The organism is Pseudomonas sp. EU05-FHT14B02, from assembly GCF_058791055.1.
Window position 1 is genome coordinate 1 of the sequence record NZ_JBYTDD010000004.1, and the last position, 14358, is coordinate 14358.

17 protein-coding genes and 3 tRNA genes are annotated in these 14358 nt (G+C 58.8%); 5 read left to right on the forward strand and 15 right to left on the reverse strand.

Annotated features, from left to right (window positions below; genetic code table 11):
• Position 1: 1 nt before the first annotated feature.
• The 6 genes from AC3WTM_RS05345 to rluD all read right to left on the reverse strand — a co-directional run bounded on the left by AC3WTM_RS05345 (position 2) and on the right by rluD (position 4924).
• Positions 2-77 (reverse strand) — tRNA-Lys (locus AC3WTM_RS05345).
• 5 nt (positions 78-82) lie between these two features.
• Positions 83-159: transfer RNA gene (locus AC3WTM_RS05350), tRNA-Pro, on the reverse strand.
• 9 nt (positions 160-168) lie between these two features.
• A tRNA-Asn gene (locus AC3WTM_RS05355) sits at positions 169-244 on the reverse strand.
• 300 nt (positions 245-544) lie between these two features.
• The gene (clpB, locus tag AC3WTM_RS05360; RefSeq protein ID WP_102672611.1) at positions 545-3109 is read right to left on the reverse strand and encodes an ATP-dependent chaperone ClpB; all 2565 of its coding nucleotides are present in this window, start codon (positions 3107-3109) and stop codon (positions 545-547) included.
• 130 nt (positions 3110-3239) lie between these two features.
• Positions 3240-3965: a peptidoglycan editing factor PgeF gene (gene pgeF / locus AC3WTM_RS05365; RefSeq protein WP_102672612.1), complete on the reverse strand. Its 726-nt coding sequence runs from the start codon at positions 3963-3965 to the stop codon at positions 3240-3242.
• Positions 3962-4924, reverse strand: a complete 963-nt coding sequence (gene rluD / locus AC3WTM_RS05370; protein ID WP_008052092.1) for a 23S rRNA pseudouridine(1911/1915/1917) synthase RluD — start codon at positions 4922-4924, stop codon at positions 3962-3964. Before rluD ends, pgeF begins: the two co-directional genes overlap by 4 nt.
• Positions 4925-5075: 151 nt before the next feature.
• On the opposite strand from rluD, the gene AC3WTM_RS05375 reads away from it, so the two are divergent.
• From AC3WTM_RS05375 to AC3WTM_RS05390, 4 genes are all read left to right on the forward strand, one after another.
• The gene (locus AC3WTM_RS05375; RefSeq protein ID WP_057713251.1) at positions 5076-6098 is read left to right on the forward strand and encodes an outer membrane protein assembly factor BamD; all 1023 of its coding nucleotides are present in this window, start codon (positions 5076-5078) and stop codon (positions 6096-6098) included.
• 125 nt (positions 6099-6223) lie between these two features.
• On the forward strand, positions 6224-6457 hold the full coding sequence (locus AC3WTM_RS05380) for a PP0621 family protein (protein ID WP_102672613.1): 234 nt from the start codon (positions 6224-6226) through the stop codon (positions 6455-6457).
• A 34-nt stretch (positions 6458-6491) separates the two neighbouring features.
• A complete protein-coding gene (locus AC3WTM_RS05385) occupies positions 6492-6806 on the forward strand; it encodes a hypothetical protein (RefSeq protein ID WP_256586129.1) in 315 nt (104 codons plus the stop codon).
• Positions 6803-8140: a sigma-54-dependent transcriptional regulator gene (locus AC3WTM_RS05390; RefSeq protein WP_102672615.1), complete on the forward strand. Its 1338-nt coding sequence runs from the start codon at positions 6803-6805 to the stop codon at positions 8138-8140. The genes AC3WTM_RS05385 and AC3WTM_RS05390 overlap by 4 nt, the downstream gene beginning before the upstream one ends.
• Positions 8141-8144: 4 nt before the next feature.
• Here the strand turns inward: AC3WTM_RS05390 and thiO are convergent, their stop codons facing one another.
• The 7 genes from thiO to AC3WTM_RS05425 are packed head-to-tail and all read right to left on the reverse strand — an operon-like array spanning position 8145 to position 12231.
• Positions 8145-9245: a glycine oxidase ThiO gene (gene thiO, locus AC3WTM_RS05395; RefSeq protein WP_102672616.1), complete on the reverse strand. Its 1101-nt coding sequence runs from the start codon at positions 9243-9245 to the stop codon at positions 8145-8147.
• Positions 9246-9301: 56 nt separating this feature from the next.
• Positions 9302-9703: a type IV pilin protein gene (locus tag AC3WTM_RS05400; RefSeq protein ID WP_102672617.1), complete on the reverse strand. Its 402-nt coding sequence runs from the start codon at positions 9701-9703 to the stop codon at positions 9302-9304.
• Positions 9704-9717: 14 nt separating this feature from the next.
• The gene (locus tag AC3WTM_RS05405) at positions 9718-10131 is read right to left on the reverse strand and encodes a hypothetical protein (protein ID WP_102672618.1); all 414 of its coding nucleotides are present in this window, start codon (positions 10129-10131) and stop codon (positions 9718-9720) included.
• The gene (locus AC3WTM_RS05410; protein ID WP_102672619.1) at positions 10118-10597 is read right to left on the reverse strand and encodes a pilus assembly PilX family protein; all 480 of its coding nucleotides are present in this window, start codon (positions 10595-10597) and stop codon (positions 10118-10120) included. The genes AC3WTM_RS05405 and AC3WTM_RS05410 overlap by 14 nt, the downstream gene beginning before the upstream one ends.
• A gap of 10 nt (positions 10598-10607) precedes the next feature.
• On the reverse strand, positions 10608-11315 hold the full coding sequence (locus tag AC3WTM_RS05415; RefSeq protein ID WP_102672620.1) for a PilW family protein: 708 nt from the start codon (positions 11313-11315) through the stop codon (positions 10608-10610).
• Positions 11312-11761, reverse strand: a complete 450-nt coding sequence (gene pilV, locus AC3WTM_RS05420) for a type IV pilus modification protein PilV (protein WP_102672621.1) — start codon at positions 11759-11761, stop codon at positions 11312-11314. Before pilV ends, AC3WTM_RS05415 begins: the two co-directional genes overlap by 4 nt.
• Positions 11758-12231: a GspH/FimT family protein gene (locus tag AC3WTM_RS05425; RefSeq protein ID WP_102672622.1), complete on the reverse strand. Its 474-nt coding sequence runs from the start codon at positions 12229-12231 to the stop codon at positions 11758-11760. Before AC3WTM_RS05425 ends, pilV begins: the two co-directional genes overlap by 4 nt.
• Positions 12232-12361: 130 nt before the next feature.
• Here AC3WTM_RS05425 and AC3WTM_RS05430 point away from each other — a divergent pair, with 130 nt between their 5' ends.
• Positions 12362-12901, forward strand: a complete 540-nt coding sequence (locus AC3WTM_RS05430) for a GspH/FimT family pseudopilin (RefSeq protein ID WP_102672623.1) — start codon at positions 12362-12364, stop codon at positions 12899-12901.
• On the opposite strand, the gene ispH is transcribed toward AC3WTM_RS05430, so the two are convergent.
• The gene (gene ispH / locus AC3WTM_RS05435) at positions 12870-13817 is read right to left on the reverse strand and encodes a 4-hydroxy-3-methylbut-2-enyl diphosphate reductase (RefSeq protein WP_102672624.1); all 948 of its coding nucleotides are present in this window, start codon (positions 13815-13817) and stop codon (positions 12870-12872) included. The genes AC3WTM_RS05430 and ispH overlap by 32 nt on opposite strands.
• 102 nt (positions 13818-13919) lie before the next feature.
• A complete protein-coding gene (gene fkpB / locus AC3WTM_RS05440) occupies positions 13920-14357 on the reverse strand; it encodes an FKBP-type peptidyl-prolyl cis-trans isomerase (RefSeq protein ID WP_172435403.1) in 438 nt (145 codons plus the stop codon).
• Position 14358: the final 1 nt, after the last annotated feature.

Genomic DNA, 14358 nt, shown 5'->3' on the forward strand with positions numbered 1-14358 from the left:
ATGGTGGGTCGTGTGGGATTCGAACCTACGACCAATTGGTTAAAAGCCAACTGCTCTACCAACTGAGCTAACGACCCAAAAATGGTCGGGGTAAGGGGATTCGAACTCCTGACATCCTGCTCCCAAAGCAGGCGCGCTACCGGACTGCGCTATACCCCGGTTTGAAATTGGCTCCGTGACCAGGACTCGAACCTGGGACCCAATGATTAACAGTCATTTGCTCTACCGACTGAGCTATCACGGAACTACACATTTCAATTTACAACTTTGAAGCTTTACTGCGTTCTCTTCAACCCGTTCGCATCGCTGCGTTCGTGTGTCTGAGGCGCGCTATTCTACAATCTTCAGCACCTCTGTCAACCCCCTAAATTGCTTTCAAGTTAATGATTTGCAACTTATTTTGGATTCCTGCCTTGTGAGCCGAAACCCTGGCGGGTGACTTACTGCGGGGCGCACTTTACAAGCCTTTTCCTTTGAGTTCAACAGCCTAACGAAAAAAAGGCCTCACAATGCGAGGCCTTTTCAATTTTGTTGCCGATCTGGATCAGACGAAGACGATTTCGTCGTTTTCCACCACACCATGAGCCGTGTCGCCCGGCATGAATCGACCGGACAGTATCAACTGCGCCAGCGGGTTCTCGATCCAGCGCTGGATAGCGCGCTTGAGCGGCCGTGCGCCGTACACCGGGTCGTAACCGACCGCGATCAGCTTGTCCATGGCTTCAGGGCTGAGCTCAAGCTTCAGCTCCCGTTCGGTCAGGCGACTGCGCAGGCGGCCCAACTGGATCTCGGTAATGCCGGCGATCTGATCCCGCGCCAACGGCTCGAAGATCACCACTTCGTCGACCCGGTTGATGAACTCCGGCCGGAAGTGGCTGGAAATCGCATCCATCACCGCTGCACGCTGCGCCTCACGATCACCGACCAGTTCCTGGATCTGCACCGACCCCAGGTTGGAAGTCATGACTATCACGGTGTTCTTGAAATCCACCGTGCGGCCATGGCTGTCGGTCAGACGACCGTCTTCGAGCACTTGCAGCAAGATGTTGAACACATCCGGGTGCGCCTTCTCGACTTCGTCCATGAGGATCACCGAGTACGGCTTGCGACGCACGGCCTCGGTCAGGTAACCGCCCTCTTCATACCCCACATAGCCTGGTGGCGCACCGATCAAGCGAGCCACGGAATGTTTCTCCATGAACTCGGACATGTCGATCCGCACCATCGCCTCTTCGGTATCAAAGAGGAATTCGGCCAGCGCCTTACACAGCTCGGTTTTACCGACACCGGTCGGGCCGAGGAACATGAACGAGCCGCTCGGGCGATTCGGGTCGGACAAGCCGGCGCGGGAACGCCGCACCGCGTTGGAGACCGCCACGACCGCTTCTTCCTGGCCAATCACACGCTGGTGCAACAGGCTTTCCATCTTCATCAGTTTTTCGCGCTCGCCTTCGAGCATTTTCGACACTGGAATACCGGTCCACTTCGAAACGACTTCGGCGATCTCTTCCTCAGTCACCTTGCTGCGCAGCAGCTGGTTTTCGGGTTTGCCATGCTGGTCGACCATTTGCAGACTGCGTTCCAGGTCCGGGATCACGCCGTACTGCAACTCCGCCATGCGGTTCAGATCGCCTTTGCGGCGGGCCGTCTCCAGCTCCTGACGGGACTGCTCGATTTTCTGCTGGATCTGCGCAGAACCCTGGACCTCAGCTTTTTCCGAGTTCCAGATTTCTTCGAGATCCGAGTACTCACGCTCTAGACGTGCGATTTCTTCCTGCAATTTTTCCAGACGTTTCTTCGCCGCGTCGTCGCTTTCTTTCTTCAGTGCCTGGGATTCCACCTTCAACTGAATCAGGCGACGCTCGAGACGGTCCAGTACTTCCGGCTTGGAGTCGATCTCCATGCGGATGCGGCTGGCAGCTTCATCGATCAGGTCGATGGCCTTGTCCGGCAACTGGCGGTCAGTGATGTAGCGATGGCTGAGTTTGGCCGCGGCAATGATCGCGCCGTCGGTAATCGCCACCTTGTGGTGAACCTCATAACGCTCCTTGAGGCCACGCAGGATGGCGATGGTGTCTTCTTCGCTCGGCTCATCCACCAGCACTTTCTGGAAACGTCGCTCGAGAGCGGCGTCCTTCTCAATGTATTGGCGGTACTCGTTGAGCGTGGTGGCGCCCACACAGTGCAGCTCACCGCGGGCCAGGGCCGGCTTGAGCATATTGCCCGCATCCATCGAGCCTTCGCCCTTGCCGGCGCCGACCATGGTGTGCAGTTCGTCGATGAACAGAATGATCTGCCCTTCCTGCTTTGACAGTTCATTGAGCAACGCCTTGAGCCGCTCTTCAAACTCACCGCGATACTTGGCACCGGCAATCAGCGCCCCCATGTCCAGGGACAACAAGCGCTTGCCCTTGAGGCCATCCGGCACTTCGCCATTGATGATGCGCTGGGCCAGGCCTTCGGCGATGGCGGTTTTACCCACGCCAGGCTCACCGATCAGCACCGGGTTGTTCTTGGTACGACGTTGCAGCACCTGGATGGTCCGGCGAATCTCATCGTCACGGCCGATCACCGGGTCGAGCTTGCCGTCTTCGGCGCGTTTGGTCAGGTCGACGGTGTATTTATCCAGGGCCTGACGGGACTCTTCGTGGTTCGGGTCGTTGACGGCTTCGCCACCGCGCAGGTTGTTGATCGCATTTTCCAGGGCTTTCTTGCTCACGCCCTGACCGAGCAACAGCTTGCCGAGCTTGCTGTTCTCGTCCATGGCGGCGAGCAGCACCAGCTCGCTGGAGATGAATTGGTCGCCCTTCTGCTGAGCCAGACGATCGGCCTGGTTGAGCAGACGCGCCAGATCCTGCGACATATTCACGTCACCGGTCGGGTTCTGGATTTTCGGTAGCTGGTCGAGCTCTTTGGTCAGCTCTTTACGCAGGCTGTTGACGTCGAAGCCCACCTGCATCAGCAGGGGCTTGATCGAGCCGCCCTGCTGTTCGAGCAAGGCTTGCATCAGGTGCGCCGGTTCAATGGCCGGATGATCGTGGCCGACAGCCAGGGATTGGGCATCGGACAACGCTAACTGCAATTTGCTGGTTAAACGGTCTATACGCATGGGTCACCTTCCTTTTGAGCAGGCCGGACCTATAAAACATCCTGAATGAAGAAACCTGCCAGATAGCACAATAGATGTGGTCGATTCTGGGAGTTTCAAGCGTCCTGAGGTTGATGCAGGTCAGGAAAGTCTAGCGTTCGAGCCAGATAAGTGAGGCGAATCGGCCAGTGCGGGGCGCACGGCGGTAAGAAAAGAAGCGAGGATCGGTCACGGTGCAGAAACCGCCACCATAGACAGCCGTTACACCGCGAGCCGCCAGACGCAAACGCGCCAGCATATAGATGTCAGCCATGAACTTGCCGGGGTTTTGACTTGGCACGAAGGCTTCTGCTGCTTGAGGCAGTTGCTGCACGAAGGTTTCGCGCACTTCGGAGCCAACTTCAAACGCTTGTGGACCAATGGCCGGACCGAGCCATACCAGCACCTCGGCAGGTGGTACGGCCAGATTATCGAGGGTCGCTTCCAGCACACCCGACGCCAACCCGCGCCAGCCGGCATGGGCTGCCGCAACGCGAGTGCCGGCACGGTCACAAAACAGCGCTGGCAGGCAGTCAGCAGTCATCGCTGCACAGGCGATACCGGGCGTCGACGTCCAACTGGCATCTGCGGTGACCACTTGGCCTGGATCGGCATGGGCCACGACAATGCCGTGGACCTGCTGCAGCCAGGCCGGTTGAATGGAGAAATGATCGGTCAGACGACGGCGATTCTCGGCAACAGCTTCAGGGCTGTCGTCGACGTGATCGCCGAGATTGAGGCTGTCGAACGGCGCCAGACTGACGCCGCCCGCTCGGGTGGTCACACAGGCTTTGACCCCGGCCGGCGCGGGCCAGTCAGGAATCAGCCAGTCACTCATCCGATGAATGCCTCACGGTCTTGCTTGAGCAGGGTCAGCAACCAGACGAAATCTTCCGGCAATGGCGATTCCCAGCTCATGCGCTGACCGGTGGTCGGATGATCCAGTTCCAGGAAACGCGCATGCAGCGCCTGACGCGGGAAGTTTTTCAGCGACTCGACCATCGTTGGGTTGGCGGCCGGCGGAATACGGAAACGACCGCCGTAGGCAGGATCTCCGACCAACGGATAGTTGATGTGCGCCATGTGCACGCGAATCTGGTGCGTACGACCGGTTTCCAGCTTCACCCGCACGTGGGTGTGGGAGCGGAAGCGTTCGAGCACTCGGTAATGGCTGACGGCTTGCTTGCCACCCTCCATCACGGCCATGCGCTGGCGTTGCTGGCCGTGACGACCGATCGGCGCGTTGATCTTGCCACCGGCGGTCACCACACCGATCACGATGCACTCGTAGATCCGGCTGACGCTGCGACTCTGCAACTGTGTAACCAGCTGCGTCTGCGCTTGAATGGTCTTGGCCACCACCATCAGACCGGTGGTGTCCTTGTCCAGGCGATGCACGATACCGGCGCGGGGCACATTGATGATGTCCGGCACGTGGTGCAGCAAGGCGTTGAGCAAGGTGCCGTCGGCATGACCGGCAGCCGGATGCACCACCAGGCCCGCAGGCTTGTTGATCACCAGGATATCGTCGTCTTCATAGACGATATCCAGGGCTATGTCTTGAGCGACCCATTCGCCCTGAGCTTCCTGCTCGGCAGTCAGCTCAAGGATGGCGCCACCGTGGACGATGTCTCGCGGGCGGATAACCGCCCCATCCACAGTCAGGCGGCCGTCTTTGATCCAGGCGGAAAGGCGCGAGCGCGAGTGCTCAGCGAATAATTGTGCGGCGACTTGATCGAGGCGTTGGCCGCCCAATTCGGACGGCACCTCTGCGCGAAGTTCAATTTTATCGGACATGCTCAGACTAGGCGTCGGCACAGCCTTTGGTTTCGGCTGCGCGCTTGTGGTTAAATACGGCGTCTTTTGCCCCGAGGCTATTCAACGGGGCACTCATCATAACAGGACGGCCACGCCCAAGACAGCGGCCGTCATAGGGACGCAAGCCGCCATGCAAGTGAAACACCTGCTGCTGATCGCCATCCTCGCATTGACCGCTGCTTGCTCATCGAAGGAAGTCGTAGACGAAAACCTTAGTGAAGTCGAGCTGTACCAACAGGCTCAAAATGACCTGGACAACAGTAGCTACACCAGTGCCATCGCCAAGCTGAAGGCTCTGGAATCGCGTTATCCGTTCGGTCGCTATGCCGATCAGGCGCAACTCGAACTCATCTACGCCAACTACAAGAACACCGAGCCAGAAGCGGCCAAGTCCGCTGCTGAACGTTTCATTCGCCTGCACCCACAGCATCCGAACGTCGATTATGCCTACTACCTCAAAGGCCTGACTTCTTTCGACCAGGACGTCGGCCTGCTGGCGCGTTTCCTGCCGCTGGACATGACCAAGCGTGACCCAGGCGCCGCCCGCGACTCCTATAACGAGTTCGCCCAGCTGACCAGCCGCTTCCCGAACAGCCGTTACGCACCGGATGCCAAGCAGCGCATGATCTATCTGCGCAACTTGCTGGCGGCATACGAAATTCACGTGGCCGACTACTACCTGACCCGTCAGGCCTATGTCGCCGCCGCGAACCGCGGTCGTTACGTGGTGGAAAACTTCCAGGAAACCCCTTCGGTCGGCGACGGCCTGGCGGTGATGACCGAGGCTTATCAGCGCCTGCACCTGGACGAACTGGCTGCCACCAGCCTGGAAACCTTGAAGCTCAACTACCCAAACCACCCGACGCTGGTGGACGGCCAGTTCGTACCGACCGTCGCCGAAGCGGACAACCGTTCGTGGCTGAGCAAGGCGACCCTGGGCCTGATCGAGTCCCGTCCGCCGCTGCCACCGGGCGAAACCCGCGCCAACCAGGACGTACAGAGGCAGTTCCAGGACGCCAAGGACGCCATCCCGAGCGAGCTCAAGCCTAAAGACGACAATGGCGACGCGATCGAAGAAGAAAATCACGAAGCGGAAGGCAACAACAGTGACCGCTCGTGGTTCAGCTACATGACCTTCGGCGTGTTCGACTGACACCCCGGGTTGTGCAAAAAGGGAGACTTTCGAGTCTCCCTTTTTTATTTCGGCGCTTTATTACACTGTGCGCCTGTCAGGTCCTTGGCTAAACTGCCGCTTCATCAATCAAAAAGCTGCTCACCATGCTTCGTTTATTGTTCTGGATTGCCCTGATTGCCGCTGCAGTGTGGTTCTGGCGCAAGTTCAAGGGTCAGGCTTCCCCCCCCAGGCCCCCTGCCGAGCGGGACGCGGCGCCCATGGTCCGTTGCGCCCATTGTGGCGTCCACCTGCCCCGCGACCGCGCGCTGAGCCTCGACCAACGATGGTATTGCAGCCAGGCTCACCTCGAGCAAGACAAGGGTTCCAGCGACCGCTGACACGCCACCGGAAATAGCGGCCGATTAAGGACTATTGCGCGTACCCAAGGAACTGAAAGGTGTCGATCGACGTCTGACGCAGATTATTCAAGACCTCTCTCTGCGAATGAACCGGATAATCGAAAACGTCCTGCACTTGCAGCGCCGCGAGCGAATGTCGTCGCTGCGGCTCGAGCTGAAATCACTGGAAATACTCGAAAATGAAGCCCTGGTCCGCCATATCAAGGGCCTGGGGCTTTATCTGTCCGGCCAGCCGGGCGAAAGCATTCTGTCCCGCCTAGACTTCAAGGCACGCCAGGAAAGCGGCTGCTTTTGCATGACCTTTGCTCTCGGACGGAACCCACGTTGAACACCAGACCACGACAAAAAGTCTTGATTGTCGATGACGAACCGGACATTCGCGAACTCCTGGAAATCACTCTGGGAAGGATGAAGCTGGAGACGTTCAACGCCCGCAACGTCGGCGAAGCGCAATCCCTGCTGAAACGCGAAACCTTCGATCTATGCCTGACCGACATGCAGTTGCCGGACGGTACCGGCCTGGAGCTGGTGCAGCACATCCAGCAACGCCACCCCCGGGTTCAGGTGGCAATGATCACCGCCTATGACAGTCTCGAAAACGCGATCAATGCGCTCAAGGCCGGGGCATTCGACTTCCTGACCAAACCGGTAGACCTTACGCGCCTGCGTGAGCTGGTCACCAGCGCCCTGCTGGTTCCTGCCCACGGGGTCGGCATCGATCGTCGCTTGCTGGGCGACTCATTGCCCATGCGCAACCTGCGCAAACACATCACCAAACTGGCCAGCAGCCATGCGACGGTATACATCAGCGGCGAATCCGGTAGCGGCAAGGAGTTGGTCGCACGCCTGATCCACGATCAAAGCCCTCGCGCCAATCAGCCGTTCATTGCGATCAACTGCGCGGCGATTCCCTCGGAACTGTTGGAGAGCGAGTTTTTCGGCCATCGCAAAGGCAGTTTCAGCGGCGCCATCGAAGACAAGCCCGGCCTGTTCCAGACAGCTCACGGCGGCACCCTGCTACTCGACGAAGTCGCCGACCTGCCGCTGTCCATGCAAGTCAAATTGCTGCGCGCGATTCAGGAGAAATCCGTACGCTGCGTTGGCGGGCAGCAGGAAGTGGCTGTGGATGTGCGCATTCTCTGCGCCACGCATAAGGACCTTGGTACCGAAGTCGTCGCCGGACGATTTCGTCATGATCTTTACTACCGTTTGAACGTGATCGAACTCCGAGTGCCGCCCTTGCGCGAGCGCCGTGATGACATCGAAATGTTAGCCAGCCACATTCTCAAGCGTCTGGCCGCCGATACCGGTCAACCTGCGGCGAGACTCCACCCCCAAGCCCTCGATGCGCTGAAGAGCTATCGCTTCCCGGGCAATGTGCGGGAACTGGAAAACATGCTCGAACGGGCGCACACCTTATGTGAGAACAAACAGATCGAAGCCGGCGACCTGCGCCTGGCTGAAGGCAACTGTGGGGCTGAGGGTGGCGTGCCGGACCTGACCCGGATCGACAATCTGGAAGCCTACCTGGAAAACATCGAACGCCAACTACTGCTCCAGGCCCTGGAGGAAACCCGCTGGAACCGTACGGCGGCGGCTCAGCGATTGAACCTGTCATTCAGGTCGATGCGTTACCGGCTCAAGAAGCTGGGATTGGATTGAGGCTTTAAAGTCTTCCGGCAGGCGCATAAGGCGCCGGATCGATAATCGGCGCACGGCCCAGCATCACATCGGCAAACAGCTGGCATGACGCCGGCGCCAGCACCAGCCCGTTACGGTAATGCCCGCAGTTGAGCCAGAGCCCGTCAAACCCTGGCACCGGGCCGATGTAAGGAATGCCTTCGGGTGATCCCGGGCGCAATCCGGCCCAATGCCCCACCACTTCGGCATCGGCCAGCGCCGGGATCAATTCCACCGCGGACACCTTCAGGCTTTCCAGTGCCGACCCGGTCGGCGTCTTGTCAAAGCCTTCATGCTCCAGCGTACTGCCGATCAGTATGTGCCCGTCTCGCCGGGGAATCGCATAACGGCCCCTGGCCAGGACCATGCTCGGCAGGAAGTCCGCCGCACACTTGTAGAGAATCATCTGCCCTTTCACCGGTTCGACAGGCAGTGTCAGATCAAGAAGCTTGAGCAAATCACCGCTCCAGGCCCCCGCCGTCAGAACGACTTGATCGCCCGGGACAGTACCTGTGGAGGTCTGCACGCCGACCACTTTGTTGCCCTCACGAACAAACCCGCTGACTTCGCACTGCTCATGGATCGTCACGTTCGGCAGCGCCAGCAACGCAGCCTTGAGTGACTTCACCAGACGCGGATTACGCACATTGGCGACGTCGGCCATGTAGATCGCCCGGGAAAAACCGCTGCCCAGCACCGGCACGGCGTCGTGTGCTGCCGAAATATCCACCGCGCTAAGCGGGCGATTTTCCCGGGCAGCCCAAGCAAGCGCTTCAGCCTCGTCATCCAGATCCAGCCAGTACAGACCGGTGGTGTGCACTTCAGGATCAACACCAGTGGCGGCAAACAAGCGCTCGCCCAGCTGTGGATAAAAGTCCTGGGACCAGTGAGCCAACGCGGTGACCGCCGGGCTGTAGCGCCACGGGTAAAGCGGCGACACGATGCCGCCGCCGGCCCAGGACGACTCCTGACCGACACTCGAGCGATCCAGCAGCACAACGCTTTGCACTTCGGAGGCGAGATTGAAGGCCGTCAGCAACCCAATCACCCCACCGCCGACAATCACCACTTGCTGTTGCCTGGTCATGTTCTGATCCAATCGTTAAATAGACAGAGGGTACAAAAGGCACCCGAAATAGAAATTCAGCGCCCCCAGCAGTCTTTGCTGGTCAGGCCGGAATTCGCGTTGACCATACCGAGCACACCGGTGTTGGTGATGGTCAGATCACCGCACTTGTCAGTGGCCATGCTCGAGTCAGCCTTGCGCACCGCCGTCAACAGAAAAGTCTGGTCGGTCAGGGTCGGTGTGATGCTGTAGTAATCATTGCCGGCACTGAGGCCCGTCGCATCGGTGTAGGCATTTTTCTGCGAGTAGAAACGCTCCAGGAACTGCGCCTGTTCCGAGAGCAGACCGGCTACTTCTGCGCGACGGCCCTTGTTCAGGTATTCGGTGAAACTCGGGGCAGCAATGGTCATGACAATACCGATGATCGCAATCACGATCATGATTTCGATCAGGGTAAAACCGCGGTTGGAACTACGCATGCCTCAATTCTCACTCACTGTATTTGTCGCCACATGATGCGACGGCTGCCGCCGGATTTTTCCATCCCCGCAGTACCGTCGCCAGTGGAATCGTTCACGCCCCCGCCATTGTTGCTGGCGTCCTGGGTCGAATGCTCCCCGATAAAGATCACGCCATCGGATAGCGTGTCGCTGTTGTCGACCACTCCATCGGCGTTGCTGTCGAGCATCTTAACGCTGATCGCTTCGGGCAGCTTCAGGCAGACGGCCTTCAACCCCTGATTGCCATGGTAAAAACCATACCAATTGCCATTGGCCAGACAGGTAGGCCGGTTCAGCGCTGGCAAATCCGCTGATATTGCAGCGTGCGCCGACACCGACAGGTTAAGCGCGACGATGGCACCAAACAGTTGTGGCCATAACCTGACAGCTCGCTCAGTACTTCGCATAGATGCTCTCCACCACACTACGCGAATGCCCCGCGATGCCGACTGCCGTTACCCGATACAAGGTCGCCGAGGTATTGATTGGCACATTCACCGCATCTTCGCTGTCACCAATATTTTGCACACCATAAAAGCCGTTGCCCGATGCAATCCAGGTCACTCCGGAGGAAGCGTTGAAACCGGCAGCGGTAATTGTCGAGGATTCGGACGGCGGTGCACATTGAACGATGCCACTACAAACAGGTAGCGCATAGCTGTCCCGTTGCACTGTACTCTCGCCCACCCGCAATGCGGCTTCGGCACTCTGGAACGACTGGTTGCGCAAGGCGACACCACCGGCCATTTTTTCCTGCAGGGTGGCGCTCTGCATCGATGAAAGGCCAATCAACGTCAGCAAGAGCAAGAACACCAGGCTGACCAATAGGGCCATGCCGCGCTGGGTGTAACACGTCATGGGAGACCGATTCATTGGCACCCTCTCACGGCAAGCGGTTGCGCAGAGCGGCAACCATGTTGAAGGTTTGATCGCTCACCCGGTGATTCGGATCGAAGAGGGTCAGGCTCAGGCGAACGCTGCGAATCAGCGCGGGGTCCGGCGGGTTGCTGCTGTAGCGCGAAGCAGCCAGATCAGTGGCTGTGCTGGCCAGGCCGAAGCTCACGTCGAAAGCGCTGACGTTGTCCACCAATACCTGGGGCGCTGCGGTCCCGCCGTTCATCAACAGTTGGTTGTTGTTGAACCTGTAAATCAGCCGCCGGACCGGAAATGCCAGTTGCCCTGCCACTGGCGTCCGACCTTCACTGTAGGCCGTCGAATTGGTTCTACAATCGGAAAGCACGGTCCAGTCCGGCTTGTCGCCATTGCCGCCGACATCCGCCGTTACCAGCGTCAAACTGCGACTGCCATTGTCCCAACGGATCGGCGTTACACGATTGGCATGAAAATCACCTTTCTTACTGGAATCAGTGATCGTTTCCAGGCAACCGAACATCCCGACCATGCGGATTTCCTGAAGCATTTTGCTCAACACGAAACGTGCGTCCTCCTGCATGTTCGCGGCCGCATTCTGGCTGAGATAAGTGTTCTTGGCCGCGATGAAAACCTGCACCACGCCCAGTACCACGATCAGGCTCAATGCCAGGGCGATCAGCAACTCGACCAGGCCAAAACCCCTGCTGCGGCGCCTCACGGGATCACCATCGGATCAATGGCCGCGCGGCTGCTCAGGATGAAGCTGCGTCGCGAATCGGCAGTATTCGCGGCCCGTGAGTCGTCCCAGGTAATAGTGATGGTGTACACCTGCTGGTTGACGGTAACACTGCCCGTCGCGGAGGCTCCGAGTGAACTGACGATGTTGGCGTTGAAATCAAACAGATCCTGATCCCGGGTAACGTCCGGATTGCCCGAGGCTGGCGGCGCAATGGTGTAATCCGCTGCGGCGTTGGCGCGAATGCGGTCCATCAGGTCGTAGGCGATAAAACTGGCCTGACTGGTCATGCGCGCACTGTCCGTGTACTTCAGCGCATTGAGCTGAAACGCCGCCGCCCCCAGCAGGCCCACTCCCAGAATGACTAACGCCACCAGGACTTCGACCAACGTCATGCCCTCCTGCGCGCCTTGCCTCCCTGCCCTCATCCGCAATTTCCACCCAATAGAATTCGTCCGTTCAAACACACAGTCAGCGTCCTGCTTTGTGCGCCCCGCCTATAGCTGATCACCACCTCTGAGGACGGTGATGACAATCCGCCCATACTGTTGAAATCGATGGCAGTGACGTCAGAGGTTAGCGCCAGTGTTGCACCGCCGCTCATCGCCGGAACAACCCGCAATACATTGGCCAAAGCGCCAGTACCGTCGTAAACCGTCAGTCCCCCACTCCAGACATCCCCACCGGCCGTCGGTCGCACCCGTGTGGCATTGCCCCGCTCGATGGCTTCAAGCCGGGCAAAATTCAGGGCTCGTCGCAGGTCAGCGATTTCAGTATCCGCCCTCGTTGTTTGCATCGAGCGGGTAAACGCCGGGACAGCCAGAGTCAGCAGAATCAGAAGGATCGCGATCGCGATCAGCAACTCGATCAGCGTGAAACCTTTTGTAGGATGATCCATAGGGGGCTTCTGCTTCCTTCGGCTATACCTGCTCTTGCGCAGCACAACATTCGAACGATGCGGTGCATTTGCGTTGCCATTTCTCGTGCAGGGATTGCGCGGGCCACAGCACGCCACGGAGGGAGATGTCATGCGGCAACAAGGCTTCAGCCTGATCGAACTGCTCATGGGACTGGCAATTACAGGAATTGTTCTGCATTTGGTCAGCCCGACGTTCGCAACGCTGATCGAGTCGAACCAAAGACAGCAAGCGGCGCAGGCCCTTTTCAGTGGTATTCGCGCCGCCCGGAGCGAAGCCATCGTCCGCAACCAGGCCGTGGTGATTCACGGTATCAATGGCGACTGGAGCCAAGGCTGGCGGATGATTCTGGATATCAGCGGCAAGGGGGAGATGGACAGCGACAATCCACTGCTGGCCGAACGCAAGAACGGCGCACGCGTGTCGATTGTGGGGAACAGTCGGGTCGAAAGCTCCATACGATTCAGAGGTCAGGGCGAGTCACTGTTTGGAGGGACGTTATACATTTGCACCCTTCGCGAACCGGTAAGCCAACATCAAGTGGTGTTGGCACGTACCGGTCGCGTCAGCTTGCGCAACGACAAGGTTGAGCAGCCGCTATGCGAAAAAAGAAACAAGTTCAGAGCAACGAACGAACGCGCAGTTCTTTAGGCATAGAGAACGTGATGTTCTCCTCGCGACCTGCCAGTTCATCAGCACCGGTGGCTCCCCAGGCCTGCAACTGCTGGATCACGCCGCGCACCAGGACTTCCGGGGCGGATGCGCCAGCGGTGATGCCGATACGCTCGACGCCGTCGAACCAGCTCTTTTTCAGGTCTTCGGCACCATCGATCAGGTAGGCCGGAGTGGACATGCGCTCTGCCAATTCGCGCAAGCGATTGGAGTTCGAGCTGTTCGGACTGCCGACCACCAGCACCACATCACACTCGTCGGCCAGTTGCTTGACCGCGTCCTGACGGTTTTGCGTGGCGTAGCAAATGTCGTCCTTGCGCGGTCCACCGATGGCCGGGAAGCGTGCACGCAGAGCGTCGATAACGCGACTGGTATCGTCCATCGACAATGTAGTCTGGGTCACGAAGGCGAGCTTTTCAGGGTTGTTCACCTGCAACGCCGCGACATCCTTCTCGTCTTCGACCAGGTAGATCGCGCCACCATTGCCAGCATCATACTGGCCCATGGTGCCTTCGACTTCCGGGTGACCAGCGTGACCGATGAGAATGCACTCTCGGCCGTCACGACTGTAGCGCGCCACTTCGATGTGGACTTTGGTCACCAGCGGGCACGTGGCATCGAACACTTTCAGCCCACGGCCAGCCGCTTCGCTGCGCACGGCCTGGGAAACACCGTGGGCACTGAAGATCACGATGACGTCGTCCGGCACCTGGTCCAGCTCTTCGACGAAGATCGCACCACGGGAGCGCAGGTCTTCGACGACAAATTTGTTGTGGACCACTTCGTGGCGCACATAGATCGGCGGCCCGAAGACTTCCAGGGCGCGGTTGACGATTTCGATCGCCCGGTCCACACCAGCGCAGAAGCCACGGGGGTTGGCGAGTTTGATTTGCATGCTGTGCCTCGTGTCTTGCGCGCGAAAACAATGAAAAACAAACTGTGGGAGCGAGCTCGCTCCCACAGGGTCCGGTGGCACCAGAAGCTGCCCCGTAATGCCTTACAGCGCTTTGACGGAGATGATCTCTACGTCAAAGGTCAACGTCTTGCCCGCCAGCGGATGGTTGAAGTCGATGGTCACTTGCGCGTCATCGAACTCTTTGACCACGCCCGGCAATTCAGTATTGGCCGCATCGTTGAAGATCACCAGCAAACCTGGCGACAGCTCCATGTCCTGGAACTGTGAACGCGGGATGATCTGCACGTTTTGCGGGTTGGGCTGGCCGAAAGCGTTTTCCGGTTCGATGCTCAGCGTGCGCTTGTCACCGGCCTTGAAACCGAACAGCGCCGCTTCGAAACCTGGCAACAGGTTGCCGTCACCGACCTTGAAGGTCGCCGGGGCTTTATCGAAGGTGCTGTCCACCGTGTCGCCGTTCTCCAGGCGCAATGCGAAATGCAAGGTGACTTCCGTGTTCTGGCCGATGCGTTGCTCAGCCAAT

What these genes read in the sequence shown, in the direction of transcription:
- clpB (WP_102672611.1), bottom strand. Translation starts at nt 3,109, where the DNA reads ATGCGTATAGACCGTTTAACCAGCAAATTGCAGTTAGCGTTGTCCGAT.
- pgeF (WP_102672612.1), bottom strand. Translation starts at nt 3,965, where the DNA reads ATGAGTGACTGGCTGATTCCTGACTGGCCCGCGCCGGCCGGGGTCAAA.
- rluD (WP_008052092.1), bottom strand. Translation starts at nt 4,924, where the DNA reads ATGTCCGATAAAATTGAACTTCGCGCAGAGGTGCCGTCCGAATTGGGC.
- AC3WTM_RS05375 (WP_057713251.1), top strand. Translation starts at nt 5,076, where the DNA reads ATGCAAGTGAAACACCTGCTGCTGATCGCCATCCTCGCATTGACCGCT.
- AC3WTM_RS05380 (WP_102672613.1), top strand. Translation starts at nt 6,224, where the DNA reads ATGCTTCGTTTATTGTTCTGGATTGCCCTGATTGCCGCTGCAGTGTGG.
- thiO (WP_102672616.1), bottom strand. Translation starts at nt 9,245, where the DNA reads ATGACCAGGCAACAGCAAGTGGTGATTGTCGGCGGTGGGGTGATTGGG.
- AC3WTM_RS05400 (WP_102672617.1), bottom strand. Translation starts at nt 9,703, where the DNA reads ATGCGTAGTTCCAACCGCGGTTTTACCCTGATCGAAATCATGATCGTG.
- AC3WTM_RS05405 (WP_102672618.1), bottom strand. Translation starts at nt 10,131, where the DNA reads ATGCGAAGTACTGAGCGAGCTGTCAGGTTATGGCCACAACTGTTTGGT.
- AC3WTM_RS05410 (WP_102672619.1), bottom strand. Translation starts at nt 10,597, where the DNA reads ATGAATCGGTCTCCCATGACGTGTTACACCCAGCGCGGCATGGCCCTA.
- pilV (WP_102672621.1), bottom strand. Translation starts at nt 11,761, where the DNA reads ATGAGGGCAGGGAGGCAAGGCGCGCAGGAGGGCATGACGTTGGTCGAA.
- AC3WTM_RS05425 (WP_102672622.1), bottom strand. Translation starts at nt 12,231, where the DNA reads ATGGATCATCCTACAAAAGGTTTCACGCTGATCGAGTTGCTGATCGCG.
- AC3WTM_RS05430 (WP_102672623.1), top strand. Translation starts at nt 12,362, where the DNA reads ATGCGGCAACAAGGCTTCAGCCTGATCGAACTGCTCATGGGACTGGCA.
- ispH (WP_102672624.1), bottom strand. Translation starts at nt 13,817, where the DNA reads ATGCAAATCAAACTCGCCAACCCCCGTGGCTTCTGCGCTGGTGTGGAC.